21 protein-coding genes are annotated in these 20,675 nt (G+C 70.0%); 15 read left to right on the top strand and 6 right to left on the bottom strand.

What is annotated here, in order from left to right; genetic code table 11:
• The first annotated feature begins 69 nt into the window (after nucleotides 1–69).
• The 3 genes from H521_RS0112245 to holA are packed head-to-tail and all read left to right on the top strand — an operon-like array spanning nucleotide 70 to nucleotide 4,275.
• Nucleotides 70–759: a ComEA family DNA-binding protein gene (locus H521_RS0112245; protein WP_022893315.1), complete on the top strand. Its 690-nt coding sequence runs from the start codon at nucleotides 70–72 to the stop codon at nucleotides 757–759.
• Between the two features lies 1 nt (nucleotide 760).
• Nucleotides 761–3,205 (top strand): ComEC/Rec2 family competence protein, encoded by a 2,445-nt coding sequence (locus H521_RS23110; protein WP_022893314.1) that lies wholly within the window; start codon nucleotides 761–763, stop codon nucleotides 3,203–3,205.
• A 26-nt stretch (nucleotides 3,206–3,231) separates the two neighbouring features.
• On the top strand, nucleotides 3,232–4,275 hold the full coding sequence (holA, locus tag H521_RS0112235) for a DNA polymerase III subunit delta (protein ID WP_022893313.1): 1,044 nt from the start codon (nucleotides 3,232–3,234) through the stop codon (nucleotides 4,273–4,275).
• A 98-nt stretch (nucleotides 4,276–4,373) separates the two neighbouring features.
• Here the strand turns inward: holA and rpsT are convergent, their stop codons facing one another.
• From rpsT to H521_RS0112215, 4 genes are all read right to left on the bottom strand, one after another.
• Nucleotides 4,374–4,634 carry a 30S ribosomal protein S20 gene (gene rpsT, locus H521_RS0112230; RefSeq protein ID WP_022893312.1) on the bottom strand — a complete coding sequence of 87 codons (261 nt, stop codon included), beginning with the start codon at nucleotides 4,632–4,634 and terminating at the stop codon, nucleotides 4,374–4,376.
• Nucleotides 4,635–4,751: 117 nt separating this feature from the next.
• Nucleotides 4,752–5,564, bottom strand: coding sequence for an alpha/beta fold hydrolase (locus H521_RS23105; RefSeq protein ID WP_022893311.1), 813 nt, complete (start codon nucleotides 5,562–5,564; stop codon nucleotides 4,752–4,754).
• A 3-nt stretch (nucleotides 5,565–5,567) separates the two neighbouring features.
• Nucleotides 5,568–6,191, bottom strand: coding sequence for a response regulator (locus H521_RS0112220; RefSeq protein ID WP_022893310.1), 624 nt, complete (start codon nucleotides 6,189–6,191; stop codon nucleotides 5,568–5,570).
• The gene (locus H521_RS0112215) at nucleotides 6,188–7,459 is read right to left on the bottom strand and encodes a sensor histidine kinase (RefSeq protein ID WP_245560983.1); all 1,272 of its coding nucleotides are present in this window, start codon (nucleotides 7,457–7,459) and stop codon (nucleotides 6,188–6,190) included. Before H521_RS0112215 ends, H521_RS0112220 begins: the two co-directional genes overlap by 4 nt.
• Before the next feature lie 85 nt (nucleotides 7,460–7,544).
• Here H521_RS0112215 and lepA point away from each other — a divergent pair, with 85 nt between their 5' ends.
• The 4 genes from lepA to hemW all read left to right on the top strand — a co-directional run bounded on the left by lepA (nucleotide 7,545) and on the right by hemW (nucleotide 12,484).
• Complete coding sequence (lepA, locus tag H521_RS0112210; protein WP_022893308.1) at nucleotides 7,545–9,398, top strand: translation elongation factor 4; 1,854 nt, start codon at nucleotides 7,545–7,547, stop codon at nucleotides 9,396–9,398.
• Nucleotides 9,399–9,485: 87 nt separating this feature from the next.
• The gene (locus H521_RS0112205) at nucleotides 9,486–10,460 is read left to right on the top strand and encodes a S66 peptidase family protein (RefSeq protein ID WP_022893307.1); all 975 of its coding nucleotides are present in this window, start codon (nucleotides 9,486–9,488) and stop codon (nucleotides 10,458–10,460) included.
• 119 nt (nucleotides 10,461–10,579) lie between these two features.
• Nucleotides 10,580–11,230 carry a DUF1990 domain-containing protein gene (locus tag H521_RS0112200; protein WP_022893306.1) on the top strand — a complete coding sequence of 217 codons (651 nt, stop codon included), beginning with the start codon at nucleotides 10,580–10,582 and terminating at the stop codon, nucleotides 11,228–11,230.
• Nucleotides 11,231–11,233: 3 nt separating this feature from the next.
• The gene (gene hemW, locus H521_RS0112195) at nucleotides 11,234–12,484 is read left to right on the top strand and encodes a radical SAM family heme chaperone HemW (protein WP_022893305.1); all 1,251 of its coding nucleotides are present in this window, start codon (nucleotides 11,234–11,236) and stop codon (nucleotides 12,482–12,484) included.
• Here hemW and H521_RS0112190 read toward each other — a convergent pair.
• Both H521_RS0112190 and H521_RS0112185 read right to left on the bottom strand, forming a co-directional pair.
• Entirely contained in the window at nucleotides 12,468–12,851 is a 384-nt protein-coding gene (locus tag H521_RS0112190; RefSeq protein WP_022893304.1) for a DUF4870 domain-containing protein, read from the bottom strand. The two genes, hemW and H521_RS0112190, sit on opposite strands and share 17 nt — an antisense overlap.
• A 108-nt stretch (nucleotides 12,852–12,959) precedes the next feature.
• Entirely contained in the window at nucleotides 12,960–13,364 is a 405-nt protein-coding gene (locus tag H521_RS0112185; RefSeq protein WP_022893303.1) for a DUF4870 domain-containing protein, read from the bottom strand.
• A gap of 196 nt (nucleotides 13,365–13,560) precedes the next feature.
• Between H521_RS0112185 and hrcA the strand changes: the two genes are divergently transcribed.
• The 8 genes from hrcA (at nucleotide 13,561) to era (ending at nucleotide 20,666) form a co-directional block, all read left to right on the top strand.
• A complete protein-coding gene (hrcA, locus tag H521_RS0112180; RefSeq protein ID WP_022893302.1) occupies nucleotides 13,561–14,583 on the top strand; it encodes a heat-inducible transcriptional repressor HrcA in 1,023 nt (340 codons plus the stop codon).
• A 73-nt stretch (nucleotides 14,584–14,656) separates the two neighbouring features.
• Nucleotides 14,657–15,757, top strand: coding sequence for a molecular chaperone DnaJ (dnaJ, locus tag H521_RS0112175; RefSeq protein WP_022893301.1), 1,101 nt, complete (start codon nucleotides 14,657–14,659; stop codon nucleotides 15,755–15,757).
• Nucleotides 15,758–15,769: 12 nt separating this feature from the next.
• Entirely contained in the window at nucleotides 15,770–16,504 is a 735-nt protein-coding gene (locus H521_RS0112170) for a 16S rRNA (uracil(1498)-N(3))-methyltransferase (protein WP_022893300.1), read from the top strand.
• Nucleotides 16,505–16,528: 24 nt separating this feature from the next.
• Complete coding sequence (locus tag H521_RS0112165) at nucleotides 16,529–16,891, top strand: HIT domain-containing protein (RefSeq protein ID WP_022893299.1); 363 nt, start codon at nucleotides 16,529–16,531, stop codon at nucleotides 16,889–16,891.
• Between the two features lie 70 nt (nucleotides 16,892–16,961).
• Nucleotides 16,962–17,978: a PhoH family protein gene (locus tag H521_RS0112160; RefSeq protein ID WP_084512335.1), complete on the top strand. Its 1,017-nt coding sequence runs from the start codon at nucleotides 16,962–16,964 to the stop codon at nucleotides 17,976–17,978.
• A 22-nt stretch (nucleotides 17,979–18,000) separates the two neighbouring features.
• A complete protein-coding gene (gene ybeY, locus H521_RS0112155) occupies nucleotides 18,001–18,462 on the top strand; it encodes an rRNA maturation RNase YbeY (protein WP_022893297.1) in 462 nt (153 codons plus the stop codon).
• A gap of 1 nt (nucleotide 18,463) precedes the next feature.
• Nucleotides 18,464–19,780: a hemolysin family protein gene (locus H521_RS0112150; protein ID WP_022893296.1), complete on the top strand. Its 1,317-nt coding sequence runs from the start codon at nucleotides 18,464–18,466 to the stop codon at nucleotides 19,778–19,780.
• Entirely contained in the window at nucleotides 19,758–20,666 is a 909-nt protein-coding gene (era, locus tag H521_RS0112145) for a GTPase Era (RefSeq protein ID WP_040424628.1), read from the top strand. Before H521_RS0112150 ends, era begins: the two co-directional genes overlap by 23 nt.
• The last annotated feature ends 9 nt before the right edge of the window (nucleotides 20,667–20,675 follow it).

The raw sequence follows: 20,675 nt of genomic DNA, 5'->3' as shown, positions 1-20,675 counted from the left end.
CGCCGCCGGTTGCGCGCTGAGCGCCCCGGCCGGCGGCACCGGCGGCGTCCCGCCTCGTAGCGTGCTTGCATGCCCGCGAGTGATGCCGCCGACCCCCTGGCGGCGCTCGATCCTGCGGCGCGGCGTGCGGCACCGCGGGTTCGGGTGGCGGTCGGTGCTGCGGTGGTGCTGTTCGTGGCCTCCGTCGCGGTGGCGGCGGTCATGTCGTTCAGTGCGTCAGGGGGTGGTGACCAGGCGCGCATCGAAGCCGCTGTGGGCCAAGAGGGCGCCGACTCCGAGGTTGCCATCGGCATCGACGGTGCGCCGGTCGTCGGTGCGCCGTCGGTGCTCGTGCATGTGCTCGGTGCAGTCGCCCGCCCGGGGCTCGTCGAGCTCGGGGCCGGTGCCCGGGTGGCCGATGCCATCGCCGCGGCCGGCGGACTCGCCGCCGATGCCGACCCTGCCGGGGTGAACCTCGCGCGCGTGCTCGTCGATGGGGAGCAACTCGCCGTGCCGGTGGTCGGCCAGGTGCCGGCCGCGGCGGCTCCCGGCGCGCCAGGCTCGTCTGGCTCGTCGACTCCGGCAGACGGTCTCGTGCACCTCAACACGGCCGATCTCGCCGCGCTCGACACATTGCCGCGCATCGGCCCGGCGCTCGCGCAACGCATCCTCGACTGGCGTGAGACGAACGGGCCGTTCACCTCGGTCGACCAATTGCTCGACGTTGCGGGCATCGGAGATGCGGTCTTCGCCGGGCTTGCGAATCTCGTGGCGCTCTGACGTGCGCGACGTTCGACTGCTCCTCCCCGCGGCGGCCGCGTGGGTGGCGGCCTGGTGCGCCATCGCTCTCCCCGGCGCCGAAGGCGCAGCGGTGCTCGCGTGGGCCGTGTGGGCCTCGAGCGGAGCCGTGGGCGTCGCGTTGGCCGTCGTGGCGTTCGCACCGGTGGCCGTCGTGGATGGCCACCGCCGACTCGGCGCGACACGGCGTTCGGGCGGCCGGCGGGTGCAGGAGGACGGAGGCGACCGGCGGCGCGTCGTTGCGGCGTCCCCGCTGCTGGTGCGCACGATGTCGACGATGCTCGTCGTGCTCGCCGCGAGCGGTCTCGTGGCGACCGCCGCAGCGCTCGGTCTCGGGGCACGTGAGGCCTCGCCCCTCGCCGATGCCGCACGCGAGCACCGCACGGTCGACGCCGTGGTGGTGCTGACCGCGGCACCGCGTTCGATGCGGGCGAGCTGGTTCGCCGACGGCCAGCAGGCGCCGCTCAGGGTGGACGGCAGCGCGGTGGTGATCGATGGCGAGCCGGCTCCAGGGGCGCCGGTGAACGCCGTCGTCGCACTGCCGCACGAGCAGCTGCAGCTGGGCGGGCGCATCGCCTTCGAGGCGCGAGTGACCGCGCTGCCGGGCGATGAGCAGTCCGCGTTCCGGCTCAGCGCGATCGGCGAGGTGCACGTCGTCGACTCGCCACCGCCGTGGCTGTCGTGGACTGGTGGCCTCCGCACCGGGTTCGCCGACGCGGCCGTCGCCCTCGAGGGCGATGGCGGAGCGCTCGTGCCCGGGCTCGCGATCGGTGACACGAGTGCGGTCGACGAGAGCCTCGATGCCGCGATGAAGGCGAGTTCGCTGAGCCATCTCACGGCAGTCTCCGGGGCGAACTGCGCGATCGTGACGGCCGCCGCGTTCGCTCTCGCCGCGCTGCTCGGTCTGCCGCGCCGAGCGCGAGTCGTCGTCGCCCTCCTGGCGCTTGCCGGGTTCGTCGCGCTCGTGACGCCCGAGGCGAGCGTCGTGCGGGCGGCGGCGATGGCCGTCGTGGTGCTCATCGCGGTCGCGGTCGGTCGCCCGGGCGGGGGAGTCGCGGCACTCTCGTTCGCGGTCATCGTGCTGCTGACGGTCGACCCCTGGTACGCCCGCGACTACGGCTTCGCACTATCGGTATGCGCGACCGCTGGGCTCCTGTTGCTCGCCGCCCCGCTGAGCCGCGCACTGGCCCGATGGATGCCGGTTCCCGTCGCCGCCGTGATCGGTGTGCCCTTGGCCGCGCAACTGGCCTGCCAGCCGGTGCTGGTGCTCCTCGATCCCGCCCTCGCGTTGTACGGCGTGCCGGCGAATCTGCTCGCGGCCCCGGCTGCACCGGTCGGCACGGTCGTCGGCCTCATCGGCTGTCTCCTGCTGCCCGTGCTGCCGTCGGTCGGCTTCGCGTGCCTGCAGCTCGCTTGGCTGCCCGCGTCGTGGATCGCGCTGCTCGCGCGCGCCTCCTCCGCGATGCCGGCAGCTCGTTTCGAATGGCTGCCCGACGCGCAGGGCGCCCTGCTGCTCGCGGGCTGCACGGCGATCGCCGTGTGGCTCGTGCTCGGAGATCGACGCCGCCGACGCCTTCGCGGTTTCGCGGTCACCGCACTGCTCGTGGGCCTCGCAGTGCCGGTGGGCCTCTTCACGGGTGCCCCGCTCATCGGGGCTGCGACGAGACCGGCCGAGTGGGACGTCGCGGCCTGCGATATCGGGCAGGGTGACGCCATCCTCCTGCGTTCGGGGTTGGCGACGGCGCTCATCGACACCGGTCCCGATGCCCCCGCGCTTCGTCGATGCCTCGGTCTGCTCGGCATCGAGCGCATCGACTTGCTCGTGCTGACCCACTGGGACGCCGATCACGCCGGCGGCGCATCGGCGGTGGCGGGCATGGTCGGCACAGTGCTGCACGGGCCGCTCGACGGGGGCCGTTCCGACCGCGCCCTCGGTCCGCTCGTCGATGCGGGCGCCGAACCGGTCGAGGTCGTCGCCGGATTCGGCGGCACCCTGGGCGAGGCGCGATGGCGAGTGCTCTGGCCGAGGCCGAACGCCGTGCCCGGCAACGATGCCAGCGTCGTGCTCGATGTCTCGACGCCCGAGTATCGCGGAGTCTTCCTCGGCGACCTCGGCGAGGGCGCTCAAGACAGGCTCCTCCGCGCAGCTCCGATCGGTCGTGTCGACCTCGTGAAGGTCGCCCACCACGGCTCCGCCGACCAGAGCGAGCGCCTCTACGCCGAACTCGGTGCGACGGTGGGCGTGATCGGTGTCGGTGCCCAGAACAGCTACGGTCACCCGACCGAACGAATCCTCGATCTGTTGCGCGACGACGGAACGGCCGTCGTTCGCACCGACAACTCGGGAACGCTGCTGCTCACCGCAGCTGACGGCGACTTCGGGCTGTGGAGCGAGCGCACGACCGGCGATGTCGGCCCCGGCCCGTAGACTCGAAGCGAAGATCGGGAGGTGCGGTGGCATCGCGCACAAGCGCATCGCGCGCAGGGGCATCGCCCAAGACCAAAGCGGCGATCCCGCAGCTCGCGTGGCATGCCATCAGACCGGCTCCGGTGGTGCTCGTCTCCGGCGCAGAAGACGTGCTCGCCGAGCGGTCGATCACCATGCTGCGCGACTTCCTGCGCACTGAAGACCCTGCACTCGAGGTCAGCGATCTCGAAGCCGACGGCTACCGGCGCGGCGAACTCATGACGCTCGCGAGCCCCTCACTGTTCGGCGAGCCCCGACTCATCCGCGTGAGCGGAGTCGAGCGGGCGAGCGACGACTTCCTGATCGACGCCCTCGACTACCTCGGCCAGACCGCCGAATCGACGACGCTCGTGCTTCGGCACCGAAGCGGAGTGCGCGGCAAGAAACTCCTCGACGCCGTGCGTGCCGGCGGGGGAGCCGGCATCGAGATCGTCTGCGCTGAGCTCAAGAAAGACGCCGAGAAGCAGGACTTCGCGGCTGCCGAGTTCCGCGCGGCGGGTCGCAAGATCAGCCCCGGCGCGCTCCGCGCCCTCGTCGGCGCCTTCAGTGACGATCTGCGCGAGCTCTCGGCTGCCTGCCGCCAACTGCTCGCCGACGCCCCAGCCGACATCACCGAGCCCGTCGTGGCGCGCTATTACGGCGGCCGGGTCGAGACCAACTCCTTCGCCGTGGCCGATGCCGCGATCGCCGGTCGTCACGGCGAGGCGCTCATCGCGCTGCGGCACGCCCTCGACAGCGGCGCCGACCCCGTGCCCATGGTGGCCGCGTTCGCCATGAAGGTGCGCACCATGGCCAAGGTCGCCGGCACTCGTGGCGGCGGGCCGCAGCTCGCCGGCTCGCTCGGTCTCGCACCCTGGCAGGTCGACCGAGCGCGGCGCGACCTCGCCGGCTGGAGCGACGAGGGGCTCGGTCGTGCCATCGAGGCGCTGGCCGCCACCGATGCCGCCGTGAAGGGCGCCGAGCGCGACCCCGTGTTCGCCCTCGAACGGCTCGTGGGAATCATCTCGTCACGAGGTCGCGAGCGCTCCTAGCGTGCGACCCGTGGTGCTCACGGGTGGCACCGAGCCCTGACCGCACACGAAGAAGGCCCCGGCACGAGTGCCGGGGCCTTCTTCGAATGCGTGTCGCGTCAGAGCGCGGCAACCTGCTTCGCGAGAGCCGACTTGCGGTTCGCAGCCTGGTTCTTGTGAATGACGCCCTTGCTGGCCGCCTTGTCGAGCTTGCGGGTCGCGGCGCGGAGGGCGGTCGTCGCCTGCTCCTTGTCGCCGGCCGTGATCGCGTCTTTCGCGAGACGGATGACGGTCTTCAGCTCGCTCTTGACCGCCTTGTTGCGCTCCTGAGCCTTGAGGTTCGTGCGAATGCGCTTGATCTGCGACTTGATGTTTGCCACGTGGAGTTCGTCTTTCGTTCTTGTGCGGGTACCGGACGTGCCGGGAAGGTAGAGGGGCCTCACCGGCGAATCGTGCGGGGTGGGACCCACACGGAAGCCAACAGACAACGATACCAGCTAAGCGCGCGCGTCACCAACGCGACTGCGAGCGAGTCGATCGAGGGGTGCCGCGGCGCCCGATCGATTGGCAGCCCGATGCCGAATCGCGGCTCGTCGATCGAGCTCCGCCACGGCGCCGAGCACGATCGCCGCGAAGTCGTCGGGTCGGATGAGGCTCACGAGATGCGTCGCGCGAGGCACGATCACGAGTCGCGCATCGCGCGCGGAACGGAGCATCCGCCGCTCCTCGAACCGGAAGTGGTCGAAGCGGCCGTTCACGAGCCAGACCGGCACGTCGATGCTGCCGAGAGCGGCCACGGGATCGAGCCGGCCGACCGCTTCGAGCACCGGGGCCATCACGTCGAGCGCCACGCCTCCCGCGAGCACGTCGTCGACCGCGGCCGGCGCGAGGAACAGCCTCGCCATCGCATCGTTCATGCCGCGGCCACGATCGGGCAGTCGACCGATGAGCGCGGCGAGTCGCCGGTACCCGCCGAGTGCCGCCCCGCGAGGGCGGGTGCTGCAGGAGGCGGCGACGAGGCCGTCGAGCCGGTCGGAAGCGCGTGCCGCGAACTCCATCGAGAGGTAGCCACCGAGGCTCAACCCCACCAGGAGGCGCGGTGCACCGTCGGCTTCAGCCGGGTTCAACGCCTCGTCGATCGCCTCCAGGGCGGCGTCGACCGAGAACGGCTCGCCGATATGGCTGCCGTGCCCGGGCAGGTCGATCGCCACGACGTCGAGGTCGTGGCCGCCGAGAAGCGCGAGTTGCGCACGCCACATCGACGATGAGGTGCGCAGGCCGTGCACGAGCACTACGCGGCAGCGGGGCATCCGTCAGCCCGCCCTGATCGCGCCGAGTTCGCGCGCCCGCGCGACGGCGGCGGTGCGCGAGCCGACATCGAGCTTCGTGAAGATGTGCACGAGGTGCGACTTGACGGTCGCCTCGCTGAGGAAGAGCACACGGCCGACCTCGCGGTTCGTGCGACCTTCAGCGACGAGCGTGAGCACCTCGGCCTCACGTACCGTGAGTCGTTCGTCGCTCGATCTCGACGCGTCGAGGCGCGACGAGACCGCCGGGGCGAGCGCGGCGTCGCCGACCGCGGCAGCGTGCACGGCGGCGATGAGCTCGCCCGGTGGAGCGTCTTTCAGCAGGTAGCCGCTCGCCCCGGCCTCGATCGCTCCGAGGATGTCGGCGTCGGTGTCGTAGTTCGTCAGCACGAGTACCCGCGGAGCGCCTGGCCGGGAACGGATGCGGCGGGTGGCTTCGGCGCCCTGCATGGCGCCGGGGTACTGGAGATCCATGAGCACGAGGTCGATCTCGAGTGTCGCCGCCGATCGCACCGCGTCTTCAGCCGTCGTCGCCTCGGCGACGACGAGGAGGTCCGGTTCGCTCTCGAGCATCGCGCGGATGCCGGCCCGCACGACGGGATGGTCATCGCTCAGGAGCAGCCGGATCATGCGGTCACCGCGGGGATGCGCACCGAGACGGCGGTGCCGTCGCCCGGGGCCGATTCGATGTGCACGGTGCCGCCGAGCGCCTCGGCGCGCAACCGGATGGCGCGCAGACCGAATCCCCCCGCCGAGGCGGGCTCGTCGGCATCGCCCCCACCGTCGCCGACCCGATCGAGACCATCGCGAGCCACAGCGGCGCTGCGCTCCGCGAGCCGGAACCCGACCCCGTCGTCGACGACGTCGAGCGCGATCTCGTCGCCGAGGTAGCTCAGCGTCACCGAGGCGCGCGAGGCGCGCGCGTGCTGCAGCACGTTGGCGAGCGAGCCCTGGGCGATGCGCAGCAGCGCCGCGTCGGTCGACATCGGCAGCAGCACCGGTTCGCCGCTCGCGATGAACTCGACGCTGAGGGCGGTGCCGGCCTGCGCCGATTGCTCGGTCGTCGCCTCGGTCAGCCGGCGAAGCGCGGCGGGCAGCGTCTGCGCGTCGAGCGAGGGTGGAGCGAGCTCGCGGATGAATCGTCGGGTCTCGCCGAGGTTCTGCGCCGCGGTCTCACGCGCGAGCTGCAGCTTCTGCCGGGTCGTGGCGTCGGCCACGTCGCGCTCCGCCGCGTGGAGCAGCATCTGGATGCTCGACAGACCCTGCGCCACGGTGTCGTGGATCTCTCGTGCCAGCCGTTCGCGTTCGGCGAGCGCCCCGGCCTCGCGGCTCGCATTCGACAGTTCCTCGCGCGTGGCCATGAGATCGAGGATGAGCGCCTGGCGTTCCTGTGTCTCCTGCTCCATGGCGCGGTAGCCGAGGCCGATCACGATCGCGACCCCGGCGCTGATCAGCGGGCCGAGAATCGAGCCGACCTCGAACCCGAGGTGCGTGGCGGTGCCCCAGACCGAGAGCCCGAAGGTGACGACCACGAGCGGCACGGCGATCGGTGCGGCGAGCACGTGCAACTCGAGGAAGAAGAGCGGGAAGGCGAGGAACGCCGCGTCGGGCGTCAGCGCCGACATTCCGACCCAGAGCACGAGGAGGCTCACGAGCCACACCACGCGCGCCCAGGTGGGCAGGTGCCGATGGGCCGCAGCGATGCCCGCGCCGTAGCAGGCGAGGAAGGCGACGGCGAGCACGGTCACCGAGACTTCGTTCGGCGCGTCGGCGATCAGCGCACGCACGACGACGAAGAGCGCGAGCCCCACGACGAGCACGTGCAGTCCCATCCGCAGCGCCGTGAAGACGGGCCGCAGCGCCGATGGCGCCACGCGTGAGCTGGGGACTTCGATCACCGACATTTGCTCCGAGCGTAGCCCGCAGGCCTGCAACGGGGCATCCGTCGAAAGTCGGAACCGAAGTCATGGGAGAATCGACAGGATGTCCCCGAGAGCCATGAACCCGCCGGTGCCTGCTGCCACCGACCCCGCGCTGATCCGCAACTTCTGCATCATCGCGCACATCGACCACGGCAAGTCGACGCTGGCCGACCGCATGCTCGGCATCACGGGTGTCGTGAGTGACCGAGACATGCGTGCGCAGTACCTCGACCGCATGGACATCGAGCGCGAGCGCGGCATCACGATCAAGAGTCAGGCGGTGCGCATGCCGTGGCAGGTCGGCGACACCTCATTCGCTCTCAACATGATCGACACGCCCGGTCACGTCGACTTCAGCTACGAGGTCTCCCGCTCGCTCGCGGCGTGCGAGGGTGCGATCCTCCTCGTCGATGCGGCGCAGGGCATCGAGGCCCAGACGCTGGCGAACCTCTACCTCGCCCTCGAGAACGACCTCGAGATCATCCCCGTGCTGAACAAGATCGACCTGCCCGCGGCAGAGCCCGAGAAGTACGCGAAAGAGCTTGCCGACCTCATCGGCGGCTCGCCTGACGACGTGCTGAAGGTCTCGGGCAAGACAGGTGTCGGTGTCGAAGAACTGCTCGATCGCGTCGTCGAGCGCATCCCGGCTCCGGTCGGGCGAGCGGATGCTCCGGCGCGGGCGATGATCTTCGACTCCGTCTATGACAGCTACCGCGGCGTCATCACCTACGTGCGCATGATCGACGGGCACCTGAACCCGCGAGAGCGCATCCAGATGCTCTCGACGAAGGCGACCCACGAGATCCTCGAGATCGGCGTGAGCTCGCCCGAGCCGACGCCCTCGAAGGGACTCGGCATCGGCGAGGTCGGCTACCTCATCACCGGGGTGAAAGACGTGCGCCAGTCGAAGGTCGGCGACACCGTCACGACCGCCGCGAGGCCGGCCACCGAGGCGCTGCCCGGCTACACCGAGCCCCTGCCGATGGTGTTCTCGGGCCTGTATCCGATCGACGGCAGCGACTATCCCGAGCTCCGCGAGGCGCTCGACAAGCTCAAGCTCTCCGACGCGGCGCTCGTCTACGAGCCAGAGACCTCGGTCGCGCTCGGGTTCGGCTTCCGGTGCGGCTTCCTCGGCCTGCTGCACCTCGAGATCGTCACCGAGCGCCTCGAGCGCGAGTTCGGGCTCGACCTCATCGCCACGGCGCCGTCGGTGATCTACGAGGTCACGACCGAAGACAAGAAGACCGTCACCGTCACCAACCCGAGCGAGTTCCCGACCGGCACGAAGATCGTCGAGGTGCGCGAGCCGATGGTGCGCGCCGCGATCCTCGCCCCGAAAGACTATGTGGGCACGATCATGGAGCTCTGCCAGAGCCGCCGCGGCGCCCTCATCGGTATGGAGTACCTCGGTGAAGACCGCGTCGAGATCCGCTACAACATGCCGCTCGGCGAGATCGTGTTCGACTTCTTCGACCAGTTGAAGTCGAAGACCGCCGGCTACGCCTCGCTCGACTACGAGCCCACGGGCGACCAGGCCGCCGACCTCGTGAAGGTCGACATCCTGCTGCAGGGCGAGCAGGTCGACGCGTTCAGCGCCATCGTGCACCGCGACAAGGCCTATGCCTACGGCGTGCTGATGACCGGGCGACTGCGGGAGCTCATTCCGCGCCAGCAGTTCGAGGTGCCGATCCAGGCGGCGATCGGCGCCCGCATCATCGCGCGCGAGTCCATTCGCGCGATGCGCAAAGACGTGCTCGCCAAGTGCTACGGCGGTGACATCAGCCGTAAGCGCAAGCTCCTCGAGAAGCAGAAGGAGGGCAAGAAGCGCATGAAGATGGTGGGCCGTGTCGAGGTGCCCCAAGAGGCGTTCATCGCCGCGCTCTCGGGCGACGTCGAGAAGAAAGACAAGAAGTAGCCCCTCGCGCTAACGTGGTGGTCGTCGGCGGGATGCTGCGCGCAGGCGACGGTGCCGCGCCCACCCCGCCCGGAGACGGGGCACGAGATGGTGCAGACCTTGCGGCCGCGGGCGTTGCGACCCGGTGACGTCGTGGCAGTGGCGGCGCTCTCCGGTGGCCTCGACGCCGAAGAAGAGGCGCTCTTCCGCCGCGGGGTGGGTGAGATCGAGGCGCTCGGCTTTCGCGTGCGCATCTCGCCGCTCGTCGAGATCGGCCGCCACTGGTGGTGGGGCGCTGCCCGACCCGTCGAGATCGCCGCCGAGCTCAACGAACTGCTCCGCGACCCCGAGGTGCGCGCGATCTTCGCGCTGACCGGCGGCCGCATGACGCTCGGCTACCTCGACCTGATCGACTACGACGCCGTCATCGCCGACCCGAAGCCGCTCATCGGGTTCAGCGACATCGACAGCCTGCACCTGGCGCTGCACGCTCGAACCGGCCTCGCCTCGGTGCACGGCGACCTCGTGACGTACGGTTTCGGCGACCGGAGCGACGCCACCGAGGGGCGCCGCGGGCAGTTGGCCGAGGTCTACCGGCGAGTGCTGACGCAGACGACGGCGGTCGGTGCACTGCCGCGCAGCGAGGCCTGGCAGACCTGGCGGCCTGGGCGCGCTGCCGGCCCGCTCATCGGCGGACTCCTGAATCGCCTCGTGCGGCTTCAGGCGACCCCGTTCGCGCTGCCGCTCGAGCGGTTCGACGGCGCCATCCTGTTCTGGGAAGACGTCAACACCGCGACATCCGCGATCTGGAACGATCTGCACATGCTCCGCCACGCGGGCGTCCTCGATCGCATCGCGGGAATGATCGTCGGCCCGACCACCGAATTCGAGGTCACCGAGGGCGGGCCCGGCTCTCGGGAGATCGTGCTCGACGTGCTCGGCGAGCGCGACATCCCGGTGATCGCCGAAGTCGAGATCGGGCATGCTCCGCCCGACATCCCGCTGCCCCTCGGTGTGCGAGCCGAGCTCGACGCCGATGCCTCGACCATCACGCTGCTCGAAGCCGCGGTCGCAGCACACTGATCGGCGCCGGTGACGCCGCCTCTCAGGAGACCTCCGTAGAATCGACGGATGCCTGCCGCGTCACCATCTCGGCCCAGCCGCGCGCCCGGCAGGCGCCGCACCACAGGAAAGGCCCACGGATGACCCGCCGAAGCACGTTCACCGACCAGTCGGTCACCTACGGCGCGATCGGGGCGACGCTCGCCCCCGACCTGCTGCGCTATCCGCCGGCGGGGTACCGCCCCGCCGAAGACGCCGTGCGCCTCGGCTCGGGCACCGAACGCTTCCAGCGGGCGGCCGAGGCCCTCATGACGTGGGGCATCCAGCGCGGCGCCGGCTTCGAGGTCACCGAGATCGCCAGCGGCACCGGCGCGCAGTACCCCGGCATCGTCTACGGCGCCGACGGCACGCCGCTGAACGACCAGCCCGCACCGCGCAGCGAAGAGCGGTTCGGTGCCGACGGCACGCCGTACATCGCCGCGGGCATGACCGCGACCCTCGAGCGCAAGCGCCGGTTCGGGGTCGCGAAGACGCCGGTGCTCGTGGTCTACGTGATCGACGAGCCCGATCGCATCGGCTTCGCCTACGGCACCACGGCCGACGGGCCCGAGAGCGGCGAGGAGTCGTTCATCCTCGAGCATCGCGACGACGACACCGTGTGGCTGACCATCCGCTCGCTTCTGGCGACCGCCGGGGGCCCGCGCGCCGTGCTCGCGCCGAGGCAGCGCCGACAGCGCCGAGAGCTCACGAAGCTCGAACTGCGGGCGCTGCACCCCGCGGGCGGCGTCTAGCCCGTGGCGTCCGCGCTGCCGCTCGGCGACCCTGCGCCCGCCGACGGCCTGCTGCCCGAATCGGCGGCGGCCGGCGCTGCCGACCGAGCATTCGGCGTCTACGTGCACGTGCCGTTCTGCCGGGTGCGGTGCGGCTACTGCGACTTCAACACCTACACCTCCGATGAACTGCGCGGTGCGCGTCAGGCCGACTACGCCGACCACGCGATCGCCGAGATCCGGATGTCGCGGCAGATGCTCGAGGCATCCGACCTGCCTGCTCGCGCTGCGTCGACCGTCTTCTTCGGTGGGGGCACGCCCACCCTGCTGCCGGCCGCCGACCTCGTGCGAATGCTCGGCGCCGTTCGCGACGAATTCGGGTTCGAGCCGGGCGCAGAGGTCACGACCGAGGCGAACCCCGATTCCGTCGGCCCAGCCGACCTCGCGCGCCTCGCCGAGGGCGGGTTCACCCGGGTGTCGTTCGGCATGCAGTCGGCGGTGCCGCACGTGCTCGCCGCCCTCGACCGAACGCACGACCCCGCTCGAGTGCCGCTCGTCGTCGGCTGGGCGCGCGACGCCGGTCTCGACGTCAGCCTCGACCTCATCTACGGCACGCCGGGGGAGTCGATCGACGACTGGCGGCGCAGCCTCGATGCCGTGATCGCCGAGGGCCCCGACCATGTCAGCGCCTACGCGCTCATCGTCGAAGCGGGCACGAAGCTCGCACGGCAGATCCGTCGCGGCGAACTCGCGACGCCCTCCGATGACCTCGAGGCCGACATGTACGAGCTCGCCGACGAACTGCTCGCCGGCGCTGGCTACGAGTGGTACGAGGTCAGCAACTGGGCGACCGACGCCGCGCACCGCTCACGCCACAACCTCGGCTACTGGCGGAGCGACGACTGGTGGGGCGTCGGCCCCGGCGCGCATAGCCACGTCGGCGGCGTGCGCTGGTGGAACGCGAAGCATCCGTCGGCCTATGCCGATCGCGTCACCGCCCGAGTGTCGCCGGCGGTGGGCCGCGAGGTGCTCGACGCCGCCGCTCGCGAGACCGAGCGCGTGCTGCTGCTCACGCGCATCCGCGAGGGCATCGACCTTGCGACGTTGTCTGCGAGCGGCCGTCACGCGGTGGCGGGCCTCATGGCCGACGGCCTCGTCGACGCGAAAGCCGCCCTCTCGGGTGCGCTGGTGCTCACCATGAGAGGACGGCTGCTCGCGGACGCCGTGGTGCGGCGACTGCTCGACGAATCGTCGGAGCTCAGCTCACGAACTTGATCGAGAGCGGGTACGTGTAGGGCTGGCCCTGGTTGGCCTTCACCGCGGCGATGATGCTGAAGATGATCGTGACGATGCCGACCGCGATCACCAGGAAGATGCCGATGATGAGGAACGTCAGGATGATGCCGACCACGTAGGCGATCGCCATCGTGATCTGGAAGTTCAGCGCCGTCGCAGTGTGCGCGCGAATGAACGGTCCCTTGTCTTTCAGCACCAGGTAGCCGATCAGCGCCGGAATGAAGCTGAAGAAGATGCCGCCGATGTGGATCAGCGTCGCCCAGAGCTTCTCATCTGACGGGCTCAGCGGTGCGCTGCCCTGATAGGGGCTCGCCGGCGGCGGGGGAGGCGGGGTCGTGTCTGACATGGTGTCTCCTTGATCGGGCGCCCGGTGGGCGAGGGGTCGAACAACTTCATGCTGGCACAGTGGAGCGCGCCGGGCGAGTACCTGCCCGGCGCGCTCGCGTGCCGTGTGCTACTTGATGAGGCGGATCGCGAACGGGTAGCGGTAGTGCTGCCCGTCTTTCGCCTTCAGGAAGGCGATGATCGAGAAGACGACGCTGAGGATCCAGGCAGCCCAGACGACGACGACGCCGATGAGGATGAAGGTCAGGATCCAGCCGACGACGTAGGCCATGAAGATCGTGATCTGGAAGTTCAGCGCTTCTTTGCCCTCGGTGTTGGTGAAGGCGCCGCGGTCTTTGAAGATCAGCCAGATGATCAGCGCGGGCAGCGGGCCGAGGATGCCGCCCAGGTGGGCGAAGGAGCCCCACTGCACGTCTTGCTCGGGAGCGAGCGGTGCTGCGGCGACCGGCTGCGGTGCACCGGGCTGCTGCGGCGGAACGTTGGCATCGGGAGCCGGGGAGTTGGGATCGGTCATGGTGCGTGCCTTTCAGGGGTTCTCAGATGACCCGCGTCTCGCGCGATGGATGAGGTCGTCGCCGAGATGATGACTCGCGGAATACCCATACGGTAGCGCCGCCGCCCCGCAGCTGGCAACGGCATCGTCGCAGGATGTCGCGATATGATTGGCAGTCACTCGATTCGAGTGCCAAGTTTCGACGGAAGCGAGGGTCATGGTCTCGGAACGCAGCCTCGCCGTACTGCGCGCGATCGTGCAGGACTACGTCGCGTCGCGCGAACCCGTGGGCTCGAAGTCGATCGTCGAGCGCCACGCATTCGGCGTGTCCGCAGCGACGATCCGAAACGACATGGCCCTCCTCGAAGAAGAGGAGCTGATCGCGGCGCCGCACACCTCGTCGGGCCGCATCCCGACCGACAAGGGCTATCGGGTGTTCGTCGACCAGCTCACCGACGTGCGCCCGATGAGCGCGGCTCAGCGCCAGGCGATCGAGACGTTCCTCGGCGAGTCGAGCGATCTCGACGAGTTGCTCGCCCGCACCGTGCGACTCATCGCGCAACTGACCAATCAGCTCGCGGTCGTGCAGTACCCGAGCTTCGGCAGCGCGCGCGTGCGACACGTCGAGCTCATCGCCCTCGCGCCCGACCGCGTGCTCTGCATCCTCATCACCGACTCCGGCCAGGTCGAACAGCGGCTCGCCGAGCTCGAGCACCCCGTCGACGAGCACACCCTCGGAGAGCTCAGGGCCCGCCTGAACGAGATCGCCGGTGGGCGGGCGATGGCCGATGCGGCCGAGGCGCTCTCGGGCGAGATCGACAACGTCGACCGGCGCCATGCAGCGCTGCTGCACACCCTCGCCGCCACCCTCGCCGAGCAGGCGCGGGCGCAGCGCCAAGACCGGCTGGTCGTGGCGGGGGCGGCGAACCTCGTGCGCACCGAGCAGGATTTCGCCGGCTCGATCCTCGGCGTGATCGAGGCCATCGAAGAACAGGTCGTGCTGCTGAAGCTCTTCGGCGAGATGGCGACCGACGAGCACGCGGTGACCGTGCGCATCGGCCGGGAGAACGCCTCGTTCGGCCTCGGCGAGACCTCGGTCGTCTCCAGTTCCTTCGAGATCCCAGGTCGCGACATCTCGAGGCTCGGCATCGTCGGGCCCACACGCATGGACTACTCCAACAGCATGGCGGCCGTTCGCGCCGTCGCCCGATACCTCTCCCGCACGCTCGGCGAGAGCTGAACCCGCCGCCCGTCGCATCTGACCGGCAACGCATCCGACCGGCACTTCCGGCAATCGAAAGGACAAGCCCTCCGTGGCCGACCATTACGAGGTCCTCGGCGTCTCGCACGACGCTACCCCCGACGAGATCAAGAAGGCCTACCGTCGTCTTGCGCGCGAGCTGCACCCCGACGTCAACCCGGGCGCCGAGGCGTCCGAACGCTTCAAAGAGGTCACGCACGCCTACGACGTGCTCTCCGATGCCCGGCAGCGAGAGCAGTACGACCTCGGTGGCCAGGGCGGCTTCGGCGGCGGCCAGAACTTCGGCGGCTTCGGCGACATCTTCGAGACCTTCTTCGGGGCCGGTCAGCAGAGCCGGGGACCGCGATCACGACGCGAGCGCGGTCAGGACGCGCTCATACGGGTCGAGGTCGGCCTCGACGAGGTGATCTTCGGCACGCACCGCGACATCGAGGTCGACACGGCCGTGACCTGCGAGACGTGTCACGGCTCGTGCTGCCAGCCGGGCACGTCGCCCGTGACGTGCGACATCTGCCACGGCACCGGCTCGATCCAGCGCTCGGTGCGATCGCTGCTCGGCAACGTCATGACCTCGAGCCCGTGCGGCACCTGCCGCGGCTACGGCACCGTCATCGCCACGCCGTGCGTCACCTGCCAGGGCCAGGGCCGCGTTCGCGCGCGCCGCACGGTGCCCGTCGACATCCCGGCCGGCGTCGACACGGGCGTGCGCCTGCAGATGCCCGGTTCCGGCGAGGCCGGCCCGGCCGGCGGACCGAACGGCGACCTCTACCTCGAGATCAAGGTGAAGAGCCACGACGTCTTCAGCCGACACGGCGACGACCTGCTGTGCACGCTCGAAGTGTCGATGACCGACGCGATCCTCGGCACGAACTCGACGATCCCCGCGCTCGACGGCGACGTCGAGCTCGAGCTCAAGGCCGGCCTGCAGAGCGGCGAGATCCTCACGGTGAAGGACCGGGGCGTGTCGCGCCTTCGCGGAGCCGGCCGCGGCGACCTCAAGGTCGGCGTGCAGGTCGTGACGCCCACGAAGCTCTCGTCGAAGGAGCGTGAGCTCATGCAGCAGTTCGCCGCGGCGAAGAAGGCTCCCGCGCCCGAGCTCAGCCACTTCCAGCAGGGCATCTTCGCCCGGCTGCGCGACCGGTTCCTCGGCTAGGCGGATGCCCCGGTGAGCCACCTCTACCTCGACGAGTCGCTCGATCTCGCCGCCAGCGAGCCCGGCGGCAGCGTCGTGCTCTCCGGAGACGAGGCCCGGCATGCCGTGACGGTGTCGCGCGTGCGCGCCGGCGAGCGCATCGCGATCGGCGACGGCCGCGGAACCCTCGTCTCCGGCGAGGTCGTCTCGACCGGTGCTCGCGAGCTCGAGCTCATCGTCGACGAGGTCGTCTCGGTCGAGGCGTCGTCGCCGCGCATCACGCTCGTGCAGGCGCTCGCGAAGGGCGACCGCGACGAACTCGCGGTGCAGGCCGCGACCGAGCTCGGCGTCGACGCGATCGTGCCGTGGGCCGCAGCCCGCTCCGTCTCGCGGTGGGATGGAGCGAAGGCCGAGAAGGGCAGGCTGCGATGGGCGAGCATCGTGCGCGAGGCCGTCAAGCAGTCGATTCGGGCGTGGTTGCCGGCGGTGGCACCGCTCACCACGACGGCTGAGCTCCCTGGCCGGCTCGACGGACAGCGCGTGCTGCTGCTCGAACCGACCGCGTCGACCCGGCTCACCGACCTCCGCCCCGACGAACGCGACATCGCGCTCGTCGTCGGGCCCGAGGGCGGCATCACGCCTGCCGAGCTCGGGCGCCTCACCGAGGCGGGAGCCGAGCCCGTGCGACTCGGTGCCTCCGTGCTGCGCACCTCGACGGCCGGCCCTGCCGCGATCGCCGTGCTCAACGCGGCACTCGGGCGGTGGTGAGGCATCCGTCGCTACGATGGGGGGATGACCGAGTCCCGCGCAGAACCGACCCTCTTCGAGCGCATCGCCGCCCGAGAGATCCCCGCGAGCTTCGTCGCAGAGACCGATCGGGTCATCGCGTTCCGTGACATCGCGCCGAAGGCGCCCGTGCACGTCGTCGTCACCCCGAAGGCCGGCACCTATCGCGATGTCGTCGAGCTCGCCGAGGGCGACCCAGGCCTGCTCGCCGAACTCGTCGCGGTCGCCCGCTCGGTCGCCGAAGAGCTCTCCGACGGCCAGTTCCGGCTCGTCTTCAACACAGGCGCCGCTGCCGGCCAGACCGTGTTCCACGTGCACGCGCACGTGCTCGCGGGTGGCCTCGAGGAGGCGACGCTTGCCGGTGAGTGACGCGATCGGCGATGACGCCGAGCAGTCCGCGCCGGCCGACGAGGAACGGCTCAGCATCGACGGCATCGCGATGGTGCGCCTGCTCGGCCCGCAAGACCGCCTGCTCACGCAGGTGCAGCGCGAATACCCCGACGTGCAGGTGCACGTGCGCGGCAACGAGATCGCCATCCGCGGCGATGTCGACGGCCGCATGCACGTGCGGCGCCTGATCGAAGAACTGCTCGAGCTCGTTCGGGGCGGGCAAGATCCGACACCCACCGAAGTGAGGAGCTCGGCCCGCATGCTCGACGCCGATCCGAATGCCAAGCCGTCCGAACTGCTCGGGCAGGTCATCGTCTCGAGCCGGGGCAAGACCATCCGGCCGAAGACCGAGGGGCAGCGCCGCTACGTCGACGCCATCGACGAACACACCATCGTGTTCGGCATCGGCCCCGCCGGCACCGGCAAGACCTACCTGGCGATGGCGAAGGCCGTTCAGGCGCTGCAGCGCAAAGAGGTCAGCCGCATCATCCTGACGCGGCCGGCGGTCGAAGCCGGCGAGCGACTCGGCTTCCTGCCCGGCACGCTCACCGACAAGATCGACCCGTACCTGCGGCCGCTCTACGACGCGCTCAACGAGATGATGGACCCCGAGCTCGTGCCGAAGCTGCTCGCGTCGGGCACGGTCGAGGTCGCGCCCCTCGCCTACATGCGCGGGCGCACGCTGAACGACTCGTTCGTCGTGCTCGACGAGGCGCAGAACACCACGCCCGAGCAGATGAAGATGTTCCTCACGCGGCTCGGCTTCGGCTCGCAGATGGTCGTCACGGGCGACATCACCCAGATCGACCTGCCGGGCGGCGCGAGCGGTCTGCGGCTCGTGACCCGCATCCTCGACCGCGTCGATGACATCGAGTTCGTGCGCCTGACGAGCGACGACGTCGTGCGGCACACGCTCGTCGGCCGCATCGTCGACGCCTACACCGAATACGACGCACGTCAGCAGGCGCAGCGATTCGAACGCGATCAGGCGCGAGAGTTCGCGAACCGCGCCGAGCGGCGCGGCCACCAGGGTCCGCGCGACCACCTGCCGCGCAAGTCGAACTGAGCGAGACGGAGAGGTTCACGTCGTGAGCATCGAGATCAACAACGAATCGGCGATCGAGGTCGACGAGGCCGCCATCCAGCGGCTCGCCGTCTACGCGCTCGACGCGATGCACGTGCACCCCGATGCAGAGCTCGCGATCGTGCTCGTCGACGAGGGCGCCATGGAGCAACTGCACGTGCAGTGGATGGACGAGCCCGGCCCCACCGACGTGCTGAGCTTCCCCATGGACGAGTTGCGCCCCGGCACTGAAGAGTCGCCGACGCCTCCCGGGCTGCTCGGCGACGTCGTGCTGTGCCCGCAGGTGGCCGAGGCCCAGGCGCGTGCAGCGGGGCATCCGCTCGTCGACGAACTGATGCTGCTCACGACCCACGGCATCCTCCACCTGCTCGGCTTCGACCACGCCGAGCCCGATGAAGAGAAAGAGATGTTCGGCATCCAGCGCGACATCCTGGTCGGCTTCTCCATGCAGGAGCGGCGCCGCTGACATGCAGCCCTGGCTCTTCCTCGGCGCGGCTCTCGTGCTCGTCGCCTTCGGCGGGCTCATGGCCGCCGTCGATTCGGCGATCGCATCGAGCTCACGAGCCGACGTGACCGAGCTCGCGCTCGAGTCCCGCGCCCGGCGCTCGCTGCTGGCGATCGCCGACGACACCGGCGCGCACGTCAACGCCGTCAACTTCATGCGCATCATCGCCGAGACGACCGCGGCCGTGCTCGTGACGCTCGCCTTCACGTCGTTCTTCGACAACGTGTGGCTCGTGCTGCTGTTCGCGGCGCTCATCATGACCGCGGTGTCGTTCGTGCTCGTCGGCGCGAGCCCTCGCAGTGTGGGGCGCGTCAACGCCACGCGAGTGCTGCAGCTCACGGCGCCGCTCGTGCACTTCCTGCGGGTGCTGCTCGGCCCCTTGGCGAACGCGCTCGTCACCCTCGGCAACCGGGTGACGCCGGGCCGCATCCGCTTCGCGGGGGTCTCGAGTGAAGAGCAACTGCTCAGCATGGTCGACGAGGCCACCGAGCTCGACGTGCTCGAAGAGGGCGATCGCGAACTGATCCACTCCATCTTCGAGTTCAACGACACCGTCGTGCGCGAGGTGATGGTGCCGCGCACCGACATGGTCACGATCGAGTCGTCGGCGCACTTGCAGCACGCAATGGCCGTGTTCCTGAACGCCGGGTACTCGCGCATCCCGGTGATCGAGCGCGATGCCGACGACGTGACCGGCGTGCTCTACCTGCGCGACCTCGCCCGGCTCGGGTTCGAGCGCCCGCTCGACGCCGAGGGGCTCACGGTCGGCGAGCTCGTGCGCCCTGCACTCTTCGTGCCCGAGTCGATGAAGGCCGACGCCCTGCTGCGCCAGATGCAGCTCGAGTCGAACCACCTCGCGATGGTCGTCGACGAATACGGCGGCATCGCGGGTCTCGTCACCCTCGAAGACGTCATCGAAGAGCTTGTGGGCGATATCTCCGACGAGTACGACCGTGAAGCCGCCCAGGTCGAAGAACTCGGCGAGGGCCGGTTCCGCGTGAACGCGCGGCTCCCGATCGACGAACTCGGCGAGCTCTTCGGGCTCGACATCGAAGACGAAGACGTCGACTCGGCCGGTGGCCTGCTGGCGAAGGAGCTCGGTCGGCTGGCGCAGCCCGGCGAACGGGTCACCGTCTCGGGCCTCGTGCTCGAGGCCGAGCGCACCGAGGGCCGGCGCAAGCGCATCTCGACGATCCTCGTCGAACGCGATCAGGCGCTCATCGACGTGCAGAGCGCGTTCGAATCGAGCGACACCGATGGAAGGAACAGCCGTGGCTGAGTACCGTGCCGGATTCGTCTCATTCGTGGGGCGGCCGAACGTCGGCAAGTCGACGCTGACCAATGCGCTCGTCGGCGAGAAGGTGGCGATCACGAGTTCGAAGCCGCAGACGACGCGCCGCGCCATCCGCGGCATCGTGCACCGCGAGAACGGGCAGCTGATCCTCGTCGACACCCCGGGGCTGCACCGGCCGCGCACCCTGCTCGGCGAGCGTCTCAACTCCCTCGTGCAGTCCACGCTCGGCGACGTCGACGTCATCGCGTTCTGCGTGCCGGCGAACGAGCCGATCGGCCCGGGCGACCGATTCATCAACGAGCAGCTCGAGCACTACCCGCGCGCCAAGAAGGTCGCGATCGTCACGAAGACGGATGCCGCGTCGAAGAAGCAGATCGCCGAGCACCTGCTCGCCGTGTCGGAGCTCCGCGAGTGGGCGGCGATCATCCCCGTTTCGGCCCCCCGCGGCGAGCAGCTCGACGTGCTCGTCGCCGAACTGCTGGCGCTCCTGCCCGAGTCGGAGCAGCCGCTGTACCCGGCCGAGACCATCACCGACGAAGACCCGGCCGAGCGCATCGCCGAATTCATCCGCGAGGCCGCGCTCGAGGGTGTCTCCGACGAACTGCCGCATTCGATCGCGGTCACGGTCGACGACATGATCGAGCGCGACGACAAAGACCTGCTCGAGATCTACGCGAACCTCTACGTCGAGCGCGACAGTCAGAAGGGCATCATCATCGGCAAGGGCGGCTCGCGCCTGCGCGAGGTCGGCACGACCGCTCGGGCGCAGATCGAAGGCTTGCTCGGCCGCAAGGTGCACCTTGCGCTGCACGTGAAGGTCGCCAAGGAGTGGCAGCGCGACCCGAAGCAGCTCGGGCGCCTCGGGTTCTGATGTTCGCTG

The organism is Agromyces subbeticus DSM 16689 (assembly GCF_000421565.1).
Lineage (GTDB): Bacteria > Actinomycetota > Actinomycetes > Actinomycetales > Microbacteriaceae > Agromyces > Agromyces subbeticus.
This window is presented reverse-complemented; position numbering and strand designations above follow the sequence as displayed.